Origin of the sequence: Hespellia stercorisuis DSM 15480 (assembly GCF_900142165.1) — a bacterium.
In the GTDB taxonomy this organism is placed as follows: Bacteria; Bacillota; Clostridia; order Lachnospirales; family Lachnospiraceae; genus Hespellia; species Hespellia stercorisuis.
Genome location: NZ_FQZY01000083.1, coordinates 1 through 15,862, shown reverse-complemented (window position 1 = coordinate 15,862; position 15,862 = coordinate 1). Strand labels below are relative to the sequence as shown.

Genomic DNA, 15,862 nt, shown 5'->3' with positions numbered 1-15,862 from the left:
ACCAATTACCGAAATAATATCGCAAAACAGGTTTTAAAAATTCTCTGTTTTGTACAAAAATTAATTAGTTCCCCAAGGGGGTTCTGAACAGTTACCAACTCTGCTAGAATATGTACAATACATTTACAGCAAAAAACCTTTACATGATCACTTTACTATACACAGTCAGATTGAAAGAAGGAGGCCCGAACATGGCAATTTCAAATATAAAAACAACTTTTCCAAGTGACATCCACACCGTATGGCAGGTCGTCACCTCTGTGGAGGATTATACGTGGCGCAGTGATCTGGGCAAGACCGAAATCCTGAGTGAAAAACAATTCGTCGAATACACAAAAGACGGGTACGCGACAACATTTACAATCACCGCTTCTGAACCTTACAGGCGTTGGGAATTTGACATGGAGAATGAAAATATGAGCGGACACTGGATCGGCATTTTTACGCAGAAAGATGACCAAACCGAAATCGATTTTACCGAGGATGTGACCGCCAAAAAAGTTTTTATGAAACCATTTGTAAAAGCTTTTTTAAAAAAGCAGCAGACACAGTTCATTTCTGATTTAGAAAAAGCATTGCGCAGTGCTCCCCGTACACCTTCTACGGAGAACGGGAGCACCTCTGAAACGCCGCGCTAAGACCCCGGAGGTATCCTTTTGAAGAAGAAAATCATTGTCCCTATCAGCCTGATTGCTATTATTTTCCTACTCGTTTTCCTCATGACGGGCAGCCCGCTTGTTGCCTGCCATAATTACGAGCTGAAAAAATCTGTCCTGTCTGTCAGCGGGGAAACGCAAGTTACGCTTAATGAGATCGTCCCTTTTGACTGGGATATTGTGTATACCTTTTCTCCCTACACGACCAAAAATGAAATCGAAAAAATCATTGGATTCAGCAGTCATTCTATCCAGGAAACAGTCAACAAGGGGATGGTTCAGCTTCTTTTTGTAAAAGGAAACACCGTTGTCGCAAGTGTCTGTGGATACGCCGATAATCTGGGATATCGCATCACGTTTAAAGATTCTGTCCGTTTCGAGGAAAAGGCGGTATTTGCGGTCGATACAAACGCGGGCATTGTTACGCTTGTGAAGCACTAATACCCCACCGCCCTTTTTCTTCCCCGCCCTGCAGAGCCGATCGAAGCGTACCATTCTTTTTTACTGCTCTGCTATGCATTTTTGAATTATTTTCTTTGCTAAGATTTCATTGAGTAAGCCCTGCATCTTTGCTACAATATATTCGTACTTTCACACCTGACAAAAACGAAAGAGAGGTTCATCATGCTGACAAACAACGAGATTATTTCATTTTTAAAAAAGGATGTCGCTCCGGCACTCGGATGTACCGAGCCTGTGTGTGTTGCGCTGTGCGCTGCTTATGCTTCCCGGCATGCGGACGGAGATCTTCTTGAAATTTCTGTGAAGGTGAACGCAAATATTTACAAGAACGGGATGTCCGCCGGAATCCCCCATTTTAATAAAGTCGGGCTGGAATATGCCGCTGCCTTGGGGGCACTTTTGAAAAATCCCGGGAAAGAGCTGGAACTGCTGGAAGATATCACGCCTGAGATCGCCGAAGAGGCTGCCCGGTTGATCGAGAGAGGCGCTGTTTCTGTAGCCATTGATCCGAGTGAAAAAAATCTGTATGTCTCCTGTGAGCTCCGGACCCGACAGGGACGTGTCCGCGCCGTTATCCGGGACAGCCACACAAATCTTGTGGATATCCAAAAGGATGAACAGATCATTTTCGAGAAATCATCTGAGATAAAGCAGAGCGAAAATTATTTTGTAGATAAATTGAAACAAATGAAGCTGTCCGAAATCCGGCAGGCTGTGGACTCGTTAAGCGAAGACGAACTTTTGTTTATGCTGGACGGTGCAGATATGAACGAGAAGCTTGCGGCCTACTCTGAGACTCATTCTGTCGGCGTCGGAATTGCCGACACACTTCGCAGGCAAATGGATTCCGGTTTTTTGACCAACAGCCTGATGAACCGGATTCAGCTGCTGGTCAGTTCAGCCGCCGAGAGCCGTCTGGATGGATGTCCACTCTCCACAATGAGCAGCTCCGGCGCCGGGACGAAGGGGCTCGTGGTCATCCTGCCTATCAGTGAAACCGCAAAAACCATTGGTTCCACAAGAGAACAGGAGGTCAAAGCACTCGCTTTCGGCCACCTTGTGAATCGCTATATCAATGCAAGTGTCGGAAAGCTGTCCGCCATGTGCACCTGTGCGATGGCATCTTCCACCGCCGCGTCTGCCGCCATCACCTGGCTCCTCGGCGGAAATGACGAACAGATCGGCCACGCAGTCCGCAACATGACCGGGACAATAACCGGCATGGTCTGCGACGGCGGAAAAGTAGGATGCGCCATGAAGGTTTCCATTTCTTCCACGGCCGCACTCCTCTGCGCACTGACTGCCATTGACAATTCCGCACTCCGCCCGACAGACGGCATATGCAGCCAGACCCCGGAAGACTGCATTGCCAACATCGCCAGAATCGCAAACCAGGGGATGCAGGAAACCGATCGGGTCATCCTGAATATAATGGAAGAACGCACAAAACGAGCAATCAAACAGCCCTGTGAACAACATGATATAACCACCATAACAAACTTAAAATAAAGGAGTACCCACCATGCCAGTATTTGATTTCAACCACACACCGGATGAGCAAAAAACATCCGAGTGCACCTATACTACATTTCGTTCCAACGAAACTACCGCCACACCGGAAAAACCGATCCTTGTTCTCGACAACAGTGGTCAGGAATGGAAACATCACTCCAGCGGCTTTTTCACAAATCCCAGCAAACAGACCACCTTCGAGTTTGATACGGAAACAGGGACTGTCAGCGCAGATATCCTGCAGATCGACGCGCGTTTTGTCAGCCTTCTGCGGTGGCTTGGCGAGAGCCACATTAACGTGCGGCTCTCCGGCAAGAATCGGCCGGACGGCTACGCTGTCTATAAGATCCGTGAGATTGCTTTCGGCGGTGCCACCAAATTATCCGCTGAAGATGGCTTTCTTCAGTTCATGATCGACCGCCTTCTGGCAAGCAACGCGCCGACAGAGGAGCTTGTGGATGAGGATATGGACGAGATGGGTGACGACATGAAGTTGACCAGCCTGCAGAGTATCTCTGACTTTATGACCTGTGCCGGACGGACCATGCCGGACAACATCCGCCTCTGGGCACGCCGTAATCTCGCGGTCGCACGTTCCCACGAGGTGACCCCTGAGGAACGCCGTCACGCACAGCGCGCACTTTCTATCATGATGAATATCCAGTGGAAGAACAATTATTTCGAGCCGATCGATCCCGAAGAAGCGCGCCGGATTCTGGATGAAGAACTGTATGGAATGGAGCGTGTCAAACAGCGGATTATCGAAACCATCATCCAGATCAACCGCACACACACACTTCCCGCTTACGGTATCCTTCTAGTGGGCCCTGCCGGAACGGGAAAGTCTCAGATAGCTTACGCGGTTGCCCGCATCCTGAAGTTCCCGTGGGCAACACTTGACATGAGTTCGATCAACGACCCCGAACAGCTTACCGGAAGCTCCCGCATTTACTCTAACGCAAAACAGGGAATTATTATGGAAGCATTTTCCATGGCGGGAGAGTCAAATCTGGTCTTCATTATTAACGAATTGGACAAGGCAGCCTCCGGAAAAGGAAACGGCAATCCTGCCGATGTTCTGCTGACTCTGCTTGATAACATCGGTTTCACCGACAATTATATCGAATGCATGATTCCTACGATCGGTGTATACCCGATTGCTACCGCCAACGACAAATCACAGATCAGCGCGCCGCTGATGTCCCGCTTCACCGTGATCGACATCCCGGACTACACGCCGGAGGAGAAGAAAATCATCTTTTCCAGATTCTCCCTGCCAAAGGTTCTGGGCCGCATGGGACTTCATGAAAATGAGTGCGTCGTGACCGAAGACGGTCTGGACGCGGTCGTTCAAAAATATGAGAACACCACCGGAATCCGTGATTTGGAACAGGCCGCGGAGCACATGGCTGCCAATGCACTTTATCAGATTGAGGTGAATCATGTTTCCGCAGTTACTTTTGATGCGGATATGGTGCGGAAGCTCCTTGACTAAACTAACGAACTGCTACAGACACGCAGGTTTTTTGTGGAAATGCAATCGAGTAGGAGGCTAACCATTCATTGATTAGCCTCCTACTCGATTATGCTTTCTTCACAATGTTTTAGCCCGCAGGCCTTCATACATTCTCCTGGACACCGGTACCTCTATACCCAGACGTTCTGCCTCCGTCACGATATATCCGCTGAAGGTGTCTGTCTCTGCACGTTTTCCTGCCCGGATATCTCTCTGCAGTGAGCTGGTCGCTCCATCCGCAAGTTCGTAATAAAATCTATGAATGATCGCGTCCACATGTTCCGGGAGAACATGCACTTTTTTCGCCACTGCGACCTGATACGCCTCCTGTACAAGCTGTTCATACTCCTGCGCTTTCTCCGGATCACTGCGCAGCTCACCGATATTGTTGTCGTAATAGGCCGACGCAACGTTGTAGGCACAGTTGAGAATATATTTTCTCCATATTTCCCGCTCGATATCATCTGAAGCCTTGTGATCCACGCCTGCATTCGTCAGCAGCGCTGATACCTGATTCACCTTCCGAAGCTCCGTCTCCTGCGGATTCATAATCCCAATTCTCAAATCCGCAAAATCCCCCTCCTGGGTAATCGAGTAATCCGCGTTGGCATAAGCGACAATATAGATCAGCGCATCGACCACCGTCCCTTTCCCCAGATATCGTCGTGTGCGCTCCGCTGTATCCGCTCCGTTCATAACCGGAATGATTACCGTCTCCTCTGTCACAGCCCCCTGTAATTGAGCACATACTTCCTCCAGAGAATAATTTTTCACACAGATGAAAATGTAATCCTGCTGCACCAGTTCCTCTGCCGATGCCACAACACGTTCCGGATGCACCACAATTTCTCCGTCTTTCTCACTGTGAAGAACTATTCCTTTTTCCTCAATCGAAGTTTTCCTGTCACCTCTTGCAACCAGTGTCACATGCGGGTATGTGCGTGCCAGCATTCCTGCCAGATAACCGCCCACACCGCCAATTCCTACGACAGCAATCTTTTTCTCTTTATTCTCTATATCATTTGTTTCCATAAGAATCCTCCTGACCGTTTTTCACTGTCGCCTTTCCTGCATAACACCTATTAATTCCTCCATCTTGCCCCCTCCTTATTGCTGTCATTGTTAAAAGGACTTTTCTAATCTGAACGGCGGTAAATCCGCTTAAAATACCAACTCCTGCTGTACCACTTCAATCTGTGACACGATCATCGTCTCTTCCTCCGAACCGCGCATGTGATCTGCCTTCAGATACTGCATCCCGCTCCGCAGATTCGCCGCGATCAGCGTCAGGACATAGATATTATCGAATCTGCTGTAGATGGATTCTCCGCCGAGTCCGGTCAGACAGATGAGCTGAGTGTTCGTCTTCTTTGCCATGTCCATCAGCGGCTTCAGCAGATGTGCGGCATTTGTCTGTGCAAATGGGTTATCCATAATCAGCACTTTTCCTTCATTGCGATCTGCGAAGATATCGGAATCATCTTTTCGCATGTAATAAAGCAGGCTGGACAATATCACAAACGCGGAAAGGAATCCTTCTCCCCCCGAGTTCTTTGCCACATCAGACCAGGTGATGGGATATTCACGCTGTGCCTCGATCTTATACATCCGAACCTGTACATTTGCGATGCCGACCACTGCGTCATACAATGCTTTTGTCGTAATTCTGATGCCTGTGAACTCTGTGATGTTCTGGTTTTCTTCCAGAATCGCCACCCCTTTTTCGGTGACATCGTCTACGTAATCCTGAAGTCGCAGCCGGTACAGGCTCTCATTCTCCTCCCAGTCCGGAAGTCCGATTTTCAGCATCTTGATGGCCTTTTCCCGGACCGTGATCGTAGAATTATGGTCTATTTTCCCTAGCTCTGTGTGTACCTCTTTCAGGTAATCTTCCACGAGCTCCACCACTTTTTCTTTTTCCTTTTCTACAAAGGAGATATCCACCAGAAGTTTTTCCATCAGGCTCTGGAACGACTGCAGTATGGTATCTAACTGCTTTAATATCTGGGCGGCATGTCCGGTCAGATTCATCAATGTCTCAATCGGTTTCTGATAAAAATCATCCTGAAACTGCTCCATCCGGCTGATTTTTCCAAGAAGACGGTCTAAGTCCCCACGTTTTCCTGTTATCTCTGCAAGATCCTGATTGTAGTCCCGGATCAGGATCCCCTTCTGTCTGGTCAGATCTTTTATCGTCATGGATTGCAGATCCTGCTCCCACGTAATCTGATGCCCGCACACGAAATCACTGTACTCTGCCAGTGCAGCCAAAAGTTCGCCATATCCCTGCATTCTCTTTTGAATTACTGCGGCCTGCTCTTCCCGCTCTTTTTTCTGATACTTCCGCTCATTGATTTCTGTATCGAAATCTACCGTCCGTATCTCGCCTTGTGGAAGTACTTCCTCCACACCACATTGTTTTTTCAGTTCTTCGCGTTTCAGACCTTCTTTTGTTTTCTGCTTCTCCATCCGGACGTGTTCTTCATGCATCAGGGTCTCTTTCTCTTTGATTTTACGGCTTTTCTCTTCCTGCTCGATCTCCTGATGTCTTTCCTCTTTCCGGTCATATTTCACTGTGCGCCACTGCCCCTCCGCCAGCCGGTATTTCTCACAGAGCGACTGCAGTTCTTCCACACATTCCTGCTTTCTGTGTGCGGCCTGCTCCACCCGCCGCTCCAGTTCCTGCTGCTCCCCGCTGAGTTCACTGGTGATTGCGCGATATCGCGTCTCCATTTTTTCTGCATCTTCCCTGGAAATGATTTCCCTCTGCAAGACCTTCTCCGCACCAGAAGACGAGTTGCCATAAGCTTCAACAGAATACTGTTCATAATGAAGCAGCTGCGCTCTATACTCTCTGAGTTCCTGCCCCAGACTGTCCCGTTCATTTTTCTTTGACTGTATCAGCGCATTCTGTTTTTCAATATTCTCTTCACACAGCCTCTTTCTGTTTTCTATGCGCTCCTGCTCCTTTTGCTTCTGTCCCAGAAGCGACCGTTTCTGTTCGTATGTCTGATAGGCTTCTTCCAGTTCTGTAAAGTCTGTCAGTCTCTGCCGCTGCCCCCTGATGCTCTCTTCCGTCTCTTCACCACGTTTTTTCAGTATCTCTATCGCATTCCCAAGTTCCTCATGCTGTTCTCGCGCAACCGCGATTTCCAGCTCCAGCTGCTTTCTCTGATTCTCAATCTCTGCCACCGTTTCCTTCACAGCCTCGTAGTCTTCTCTGGTAACCTTCTGGTTCTTAATCCGCTCTCTTTTCTCGACATACGCATCTGATTCCTGCTGTTTGCGCTCTATCGTTTCCTGCAGTTTTTTTATCCCGCGTTCCTTCTCCCTTACCATCAGAGAAAGCTTCTCTTCATCGAGAAGATTTTCATTGAACCACAGGTAAAAACTGATCTTCGGAAATGTCTGCACCGCATCCCCCTGCGAGCCGTCTGTCTGTTCCAGGCCCTCTCTCACTAAAATCGGAATCGGAAAGGACGTATAGATATGTTCCGGGAGGTTCTTTAGCCGCTCCAGCTCTTTTCCGGTCATGATCAGTGAATACGGCAGAAATGGATGGGTTTCCACCAGTTTCTGATTTTCTTTCACACTTTTCCCATTTTTCTGCAGCCACTGCATTCCATATACATAGGTGATTCCGGACGCTTCCAGAGTGTGCTCAAAATCCTCCGGCAATTCTAAAACTTTTCCACCGGTCAGCCGGCCATACTCTTTTTGAAGGGCATTTTCCTCGATCATCCATGCATTTTTCGCCCGTTCTGCCTCTCTGATCTTGCGGTCTGCGGCACTGAAGATTTCCTCCGCAGAAAAAAGCTTCTTTTCGTCTACATTGAAATATCGCAGAATAATCCTGCGCTCGTCAAGCTCCCGTTCAAAGCTCTCCCGTTTCTCTTTCTCTACAGAAAGCGCACTTTCCGTCAGGGCTTTTTGCTTATCTTTATCCTGAAGAAGTCTCTGCAGGCTCCTCTGATTTTCCTTTTCTGCCTCCAGTTCCCTTTTCAGAGATAGCCTGAGACTTTCCGACTGTTTTAAATCCTTTTCATATTCCTGCCTGCTCACGGACAACAGCCCGCCCTCATACTCGCCCAGAATATTTCTGCCAAATGCAGTCTGATATTTTCTGTTAAAACGACGCTCTGAGTCATCATAGTCTGCAATTTTAGCCTTGAGCCCACCCATTTCGGAGGCAAGCTCTTTTTCTGACGCAATCAGATGGTTTCTTTCCTGTTTCTCCTGTTCATATTTCTCTTCAAGCGCTTCTATCTTCTGCTGGCATTCCTGTATGAGCTCGTCCACGCTCTGAATAAGGGACTGATAATACCCTTTTAATTTCCCGCCAAGTGCGTTTCTCTCCGGCTCCAGATTTTCATTTTTCACTTTACATAAAAGCAGTCTCTGATGCTCTACCTCGTATTCCTGCGCCGCCTCGTTCACCCGCTCCTGCTGCTTCGCGCATTGGAGCAGCTGCAGCTTCTCTGTAATCTCCATCCATTTCTGTTCCAGATCCTCCTTCTCCATTCCAAGGATCTCCCAGTTGCTGGCGGAAAAGCTGATTTTCTTTTGAATTGCGTAGATTTCCCCCGAAATCTTCTCATATTCCAGTCGCGCAATCTCCTTCAGCATCGCCTGGATTTCCTGCTGAACAGTCTCACTTTTGTTATTTTCTTCTGACAGATATCGGTTCAGTCTGGCTATAAAATCTGCGATACGCTCTTCCTGCATCTGCTTTTTCTCAGATAACTGCCGGTAATTTTCAGCCTCTGTCTGAATCTGCAGAGCCTCCGTCTGAAAGCTTTGGATCGCATCTCTACGAAGGATCTTGGACTTGTTATCCCTGTACTGCGCCACATATTTTTCCACAATGCTCTGAAATTCCTGCATACGGTTTTTCTCTTTATTCAGTTTGTTTTCCACGGCTTCGAGAAACCATTTTTCCACGAGCCCCTTCTCGTCTCTGCAGTCACGAAACAGATTTGAAAGACCGGATTCTTCTATATTGATTTTCTTGACGATGGACTCCCACTCTTTATAGTTGATCTGGTACTCCATCAGCTTCTGAAAATACTGCTTCATCTGGGCGGAATTGTTCATATCATAATAGAAAAACGAAATCTCACGGTCTCTTTTATAAGATTCAAACAGCTGCTTACATGCCCCGAAGTTTTTTAAGACAATCTCCTTTTTTGATTTTTCGACAACCGGGATGTGGTAAATATCCTGGTTACAGCGCTTTTTGTATTCAGCGACAAAGTTGATCATCTCAAGCTCATTGGCACTTTCTTCCTCGATTTCCTGGTTCTTACGAACCATCATCCCCGTCAGGGCGTATCCGGCCGCTCCGTCCAGTTTCCATTCCACCATGACAAATGTCGGCTTGTTCGTGGTAAAATAGCTGGCAAACGTTCTATCCTTCGTATTTTGATACCTCTTATGCACAAACGGCGAGAGCATCATCTGAACCAGTACCGACTTGCCGCCTCCATTTTGCAGGGAAAGAAGGGTGCTCTCCCCATGCATTTCAAACATCTCGTCGCTGACCCGAATTGCATTATTATTATAATTTAAATTCACGATACGAATTGCATTTATTTTACTCATAATCCTTCTCCAATACCCGCTTTACTCTCTGAAAATTATTCTGATTCAGCAGATTCCAGTCCATAAAATTATCCAGCTTCTTGGTCGTCTTGATCATCTCATCCTCTTCCACATATTCAATCAGATTCTGCTTCTGCAGGAACTGAAGCAGGTTGTGCAGAAATCCTTCCTTGGTGGTGCGCGCTCTGGACCCCCGCTCGTCGGAACGCAGTGCCTCATACGCCTCCAGCATATTGGAAAATGCGATGCCGGCCTCCTCCTGCTGCTCCTCGTCCATCCGCTCGCTGCCTTCCTTCAATCTGGTTGAAATGCAATTCTGAAGCTCGCCAACTCTCATGTAATCCCGGGTCTTGCTGGTCGCCCCCTGCCCGTCATAAAATTCTACCAGCAGGGTCAGGATTGCAAATTGCGCCAGATAATAGTCCTTATCCGTTCCATTTGATTTACACAATGCAGTCTTTAGCTGCGCCTTGGAATACCCCAGAAACACGTTGTCTTCCTTCGGGATCAGATAGACGACATTCCCATATCGTTCGATATCGGAATGTGCGATGCTTCCCTGGGATTTGACCAGATTCTGAATCTGCTCACTCTCCGTATACGCCCGGTAGAGTCCCTGTTCTTTTTCTTCATTTAACTCATGGTGCTCCAGCAGGTAATAAAATATCTCCTGTCCCATCCGTATATCTTCCAATTCGTACGCCATCTATTCGCCCTCCCGCTCTGTCTGTATCTGGATATTTGAGCACTTTATCGTCCTTACCGCACCGGTGCCGTCTTTCACATCCTTGATCACAATGACTTTTCCATCCTCTTTTCGATAGATCGTCATCCTGCGGATTTTTCCAAAAGCAGGCACATCGCTGTCTAAAACGGAGAGCAGCATTTCACTCAGCTGAAACATGCCGGAATTGTCGCTGATGTATTCGCTTCGTTCTTTCTGCAGTGCTTTTAAATCTATCTCTTTATTTTTGATCAGCTCAACCATAATTTCTTTAAAAATGTCTACACTTGGAACCAGAACAGCTTTTATATCTGGATTTTCATTTACTTCTCGCTCGATTTCATCCAGTGACAGCGTTCCTTTTTCCATCACTCTATGCATCAGAAACGATAAACTCTCCTCATATTTTTTCAGCTTTTCTCTCTGTCTGCGCTCCTCTTCCTCCTGCCAGTTTTCATCGCCAAAGTCCATGATTTCATCATCCTCTTCTCTGGCTTTTTTTCTAAGCGGGCGCTGCAGCTCGGTCACTTTTTTCAAATTGTACCCTTTATCCGGATCATTTGAAAAAAGCGGACGCAAAAACAAGTCCACGCTCTGAAGGCTGTCCGGATGTGCAAAAATCTGGTCGTAAAAATCATTTCGAAACGAGAAACGTTTGATAAAAGACATCTGTGACAGCTGTTCCAGTTCTCTGGTATACAGGGATTTCAGATCAAAATGACTGCCCAGGATCTTCTGATGTTCATCGATGGTCTGATTGAGATACTGTTCGATGATGCGAAGGTTCTTAAGCTTTTCCTCCTCTTTGGCGTCCAGCTTCTTCACGTTCAGATTCATATCATCCAGTTCCTGCGCACGTGCTTTCACCAGATCTCTGTAACTCTGAAATTTTTTCTTCGTGTCACTGATCGTATCCAGATTCTCATCCAGAATCGTCTCGTATTCGACGACCGAATAGTTCAGTGCGTTTCTCCGGATTCTGCTCATCGCCTCCTGTATCTTCTGCATCTGAATCCGGAGCAGCTGAAATACATTCTTGATCTCATCCACAGCTTTATCGTAGCTCTGTTTTTCCAAATGCATTTTGAAAATCATCTCGTGAATCGTGAGTTGCATGTTGTTCTCAATCTCCAGCGTCGATAACAGCAGATTGTAGCCATCTTCCGTCAAGTAGTAAGAGGTCCGCTTTAAGTCCGAGTCCACATACACAATGCGATTGGCCACATAGCTGATATGCATGATCTGATATGCCTTCAGTTCAAAATCGTAGCCGTCAAAGTACATCGGTTTTCCTTCATTTGACAAGACGACATTCAGAATAAAATCCCCCAGCAGCTTGCTGTCCTCATAACTCATATTTTTCTCAAAAAACTGCATATTCAGATTATCAATATACGCGCCGATGTCATCCATGGTACAGACCTCTTCTTTCAGGGACTGCTCCATCACATACAGCAGCACGGCAAAAATCAGATTAATCTGCTCCTCCGATTTGATAAATCCATATTTCTTCCAGGTCCCCTTCTGGCTGCTGTTTTGCAGAAGCAGTACATATCTGCCCACATGCTTCATACGCCGGGGAAATTGTTTTAAAAACTCATATTGCATGGATTGGTACACCTCATTTGTTTGTCGAGTAAAATTAATTGTGTCAATACGATATTTCTCAAAGTCTTTATGAACATCATTTCGAAAATGTTGTATCCGTCATCAAGTCTGTTATGTTTAAGATCTCCTGTGGAATATATCTTTCACATTCTAATATCGACTTCATTTCCTGTACCTTCTCCTCCGGAAAGCAGGAGAAAAACCGCCCGGAAAGACTGCGATTCTGCCCTTCCTTTGTATCCGGGAGCTCTATCTGCTGTTTTTCACATAGGACCGCCTTTTCCAGCATCTTGTCATACGCCTCCGCAAACGGAAGGATTTCATGATCTGCCTCGAACAATTCCGCCAGTCGTTCATAGATTCCGATTCCCTCGTAATCAAGATCCCCAAAATACAGATATTGATTGGATCTGTGATTCATATATGGCTCCACACAGAATCGAAAGTCATCGACAGATCTGAGGATTCCTTTTCCGGCACCATATACCAGGGTCCGCACAGGCTGCCCCATAATTGCCATGCCGGGATTTTCTATCAAAAATTTCCTCATACTGTAAAATGTGTCTTTATTCTCAATGATCAGAATTGTCTGGGGAATCTCGCGGCTCGCCGAATAATAGGAAAGCGGCTCGCTTGTCTCATAGATGTTCAGTCGCCCCATAGACACACCGCAGTGCTTCAATACAGTTTTCCCCTGACCTCTTTGCAGAAATTTCTCCTGTCCCCATATTTGGAAGCTTCGTTCGTTGAGCGAAATCCTGTTTTCCTCTGTTTCCCGGGGATGGCTCTCGTCCTGTTTTCCCGATCGAGTGTCCAGATAACGCCCCAGCTGTCTCACCCATTTTCCTTCTTTTTCATAAACCTCCGGATGTTTATAGTAATAATCCGGTGAAATCGCAGTTGGCAGACGATACGTTATCTCCTCCAAAAGGTCGCTGTAATCCTTCTTTTCCTCCAACACCCAATACGTCATATGAAGTGCCGGACTCTTCCCGTTCAGAGGAGAATTTTTGACCGGACGGACTTTCTCTTTCTCAATGCATTCCATGACATATGCATATTGTTCTGGGTAGGATGCTGCTTTTTGATTTTTTATAAGTTCTGATAACGAGATTCGTTTCATGGAATCATCTCTCCTTTATTATGCAAACGTTTTTGTTTCACCGTCTCTTATCTACTGTAAATTTTATCACACTTATGGATATTATTCTACATTTCCATTTCTGCCAGAACATATTCATGCGGGATCTTTTAATCTCCCTTTTGATCTCCTTCTCACGCGCCTGCTGACGCTTCTATTATCTTCCATAATCCGTTTCCTTCCATCATTTTCCACCATAACTGTTGTTTTTTCACGATTAGTCATGTATAATATCAAGTGCTTCTCAATTATTCACTCAGTAAAGCGGACATTCGCAATCCGCTCTGCTACTTGCTCATGAACATCCTGCAGCTACGCACTTGAAGTGGGGGAATGCTTACAGATGTTCAAATCCTAATTGGAGGATATTATATTATGAGACACGATACGCTTCACGAGCTGCCTCAGAACGAAACAGCCGAACAGATCATCCTTGCAGCAACAGAGCTATTTATCGCAAAAGGATATAACAAAGTAACCACCCGGGAAATTGCGGCAAAGGCAGATGTCAATCTTGGACTTATTCCATATTATTTTAAATCAAAAGATAACCTCGCGTCTATTGTGATGAACAATCTTGACAATGCACTCTATGAACGGGCTGTAGAAGAGCTTTCTCTTCCCTTTGGAAGTGCTGAGAAAATGTATGTTTACACTATATTTTTGTGGAAACACTGTGAAAATGAATATTATAAATTTTTTTCTGAATTTACTGCGACCAGCAACGGAAACTCTTCTGCCAGTCCTGCTTTCATAGCGATGTCCTGGGCGGTCATCAATGAGTATCACCGGCCTGTTACATCTGCTGAGAACAGCATCTATATTGCCGCGCTCAAAGGCGCTGAGCGTCTGATCATCATTAAGCGGAATCGTGACGAACTGGTGATTAGCTACGAACAAATCGCTGATTTAATTATTTCAAATTATTTCTATAACATCGGTCTGTCAGATAAGACCATCGCCAAGATCATTCATAACAGCAACGAATTTCTTAAAATGCATCATATATAAAAAAAGTTTCGGAGATTGATGTAAATTATCTCCGAAACTTTTTGTGTCCGCTCTTTTTAGTCTCCCAGGCCTGATACATATTTTCTTCCATTCATTTCTTTTTCAAATGACGCTTTCGCACGTTCCACAAGCGTGTTGTCCTGCAGGAGATCATACACGGTTCCCGCCATGATCTTTGCCGCACACATCATAGCCTTTATTCCCATATCTGCTCCCGCACATGCCGTCACCTGCCAGGTATGCCCCGGCATGCCAACCGGAAGTCCTGCTATAAACATATAACCGAACGGTACAATATTACTCACATCGCCGTGATCAAAGGTTCCCGGCATCACTTTGCCCCAATCATCCGGCTTATAGATCTTGTCATGCAGCGGCAGATTGTCTCTGACTTCCTTCGGTGCAAAGTAAGAGTCCATCACTTCCTTCCGCGCCTCCTCACTCATCTGATCCGTGAATTGTCTTGCAAATTCCCGGTCCTCGTCATCAAATTCCGGAGCGCCGACTTCTTCCATGTTCTTGTAAATTAGCTCTGACACTTCCGGATTGATGATCATTTCATAGCAGCTGGAAAGAATCTTGTGTGAAACTGAGGTTTCCGTGATGAGGGCGGCGCCTTCGGCTATTTTGTAAAGGCGCTCTGTAATCTCCTCCACCATGCTCTGCTTTTGATCCCGAATCATATACCATACTTCCGCATCATCTGGAACTGCATTTGGCACTTTTCCGCCATTTGTAATTACATAATGGATTCTGGCCGTATCGACTACATGCTCTCTCAGGTAATTTGCCCCGACGTTCATAATCTCCACCGCATCTAGGGCACTTCTTCCCAGCTGCGGCGCCATTGCCGCATGCGCCGAGATTCCTTTGAATCGGAATTTGACCGATTTTACTGCAAGTGAACTGTATTGGATCACCTGATTCAGCTTTTCGGGGTGCCAGGAAAGTGCAATATCCAAATCATCAAAAACCCCTTCTTTGGCCATCATGGGTTTTCCAATCAGCTGCTCTTCTGCCGGACATCCGTAATACCTTATCGTTCCGGCCAGCTTCTCTCGCCGCATCGTCTCCTGCAGTGCCACTGCCGTACCGACCAGTCCTGTCCCAATCAGATTATGCTCGCATCCATGTCCATTTCCGCCCTCTTCCACCGGATTTTTCTCTGCACACACTTTCTGGGACAGTCCCGGTAAAGCATCATACTCTCCTAATAAGCCAATCACCGGATATCCCGAACCATACTCCGCGATAAATGCGGTCGGCATATTGGGCACATCTTTTATTATGAAATCGTAACTGTTCAGAACCCCCTTGGGGAACTAATTAATTTTTGTACAAAACAGAGAATTTTTAAAACCTGTTTTGCGATATTATTTCGGTAATTGGTGGATAACCAATTGTTTGTGATTGAATAATTTAATTCATTGTGGATTACTCTTTCAATCTTTCAAATAACTCTGATTCAAAGCCAAATTCTATGGCTTTTGAATATATTTAACAACAACTGAACATTGAAAAACATTACTTATCCACAGTCATTTTCACCATAGGTGAATCTATGTGAATTCGCTTTTTTCCTGAGTTTTTAGTACAATGGAGACATAAAACACAAGGAAGAAGGTGGTCTG

General features: G+C 46.1%; 11 protein-coding genes. 5 read left to right on the top strand and 6 right to left on the bottom strand.

The window, feature by feature from the left end:
• Positions 1-191: 191 nt before the first annotated feature.
• The 4 genes from BUB85_RS18315 (at position 192) to BUB85_RS18300 (ending at position 4,125) form a co-directional block, all read left to right on the top strand.
• Positions 192-638 (top strand): SRPBCC family protein, encoded by a 447-nt coding sequence (locus tag BUB85_RS18315; protein WP_073112983.1) that lies wholly within the window; start codon positions 192-194, stop codon positions 636-638.
• Between the two features lie 18 nt (positions 639-656).
• Complete coding sequence (locus BUB85_RS18310) at positions 657-1,097, top strand: hypothetical protein (protein WP_073112982.1); 441 nt, start codon at positions 657-659, stop codon at positions 1,095-1,097.
• A gap of 183 nt (positions 1,098-1,280) precedes the next feature.
• Entirely contained in the window at positions 1,281-2,627 is a 1,347-nt protein-coding gene (locus BUB85_RS18305) for an L-cysteine desulfidase family protein (RefSeq protein WP_073112981.1), read from the top strand.
• A 13-nt stretch (positions 2,628-2,640) separates the two neighbouring features.
• Positions 2,641-4,125: an AAA family ATPase gene (locus tag BUB85_RS18300; RefSeq protein WP_073112980.1), complete on the top strand. Its 1,485-nt coding sequence runs from the start codon at positions 2,641-2,643 to the stop codon at positions 4,123-4,125.
• Between the two features lie 99 nt (positions 4,126-4,224).
• Here BUB85_RS18300 and BUB85_RS18295 read toward each other — a convergent pair whose 3' ends face one another.
• From BUB85_RS18295 to BUB85_RS18275, 5 genes are all read right to left on the bottom strand, one after another.
• On the bottom strand, positions 4,225-5,178 hold the full coding sequence (locus BUB85_RS18295; RefSeq protein WP_073112979.1) for a ketopantoate reductase family protein: 954 nt from the start codon (positions 5,176-5,178) through the stop codon (positions 4,225-4,227).
• 129 nt (positions 5,179-5,307) lie between these two features.
• Positions 5,308-9,747: a coiled-coil domain-containing protein gene (locus tag BUB85_RS18290; protein ID WP_073112978.1), complete on the bottom strand. Its 4,440-nt coding sequence runs from the start codon at positions 9,745-9,747 to the stop codon at positions 5,308-5,310.
• Positions 9,740-10,453, bottom strand: coding sequence for a DUF6063 family protein (locus tag BUB85_RS18285; protein WP_073112977.1), 714 nt, complete (start codon positions 10,451-10,453; stop codon positions 9,740-9,742). Before BUB85_RS18285 ends, BUB85_RS18290 begins: the two co-directional genes overlap by 8 nt.
• On the bottom strand, positions 10,454-12,079 hold the full coding sequence (locus tag BUB85_RS18280) for a hypothetical protein (protein ID WP_073112976.1): 1,626 nt from the start codon (positions 12,077-12,079) through the stop codon (positions 10,454-10,456).
• Positions 12,080-12,155: 76 nt separating this feature from the next.
• Entirely contained in the window at positions 12,156-13,202 is a 1,047-nt protein-coding gene (locus tag BUB85_RS18275; RefSeq protein WP_073112975.1) for a Wadjet anti-phage system protein JetD domain-containing protein, read from the bottom strand.
• A 393-nt stretch (positions 13,203-13,595) separates the two neighbouring features.
• Between BUB85_RS18275 and BUB85_RS18270 the strand changes: the two genes are divergently transcribed.
• Positions 13,596-14,231: a TetR/AcrR family transcriptional regulator gene (locus BUB85_RS18270; protein WP_073112974.1), complete on the top strand. Its 636-nt coding sequence runs from the start codon at positions 13,596-13,598 to the stop codon at positions 14,229-14,231.
• 56 nt (positions 14,232-14,287) lie between these two features.
• On the opposite strand, the gene BUB85_RS18265 is transcribed toward BUB85_RS18270, so the two are convergent.
• Complete coding sequence (locus BUB85_RS18265) at positions 14,288-15,538, bottom strand: amidohydrolase (protein ID WP_278319611.1); 1,251 nt, start codon at positions 15,536-15,538, stop codon at positions 14,288-14,290.
• Between the last annotated feature and the right edge of the window lie 324 nt (positions 15,539-15,862).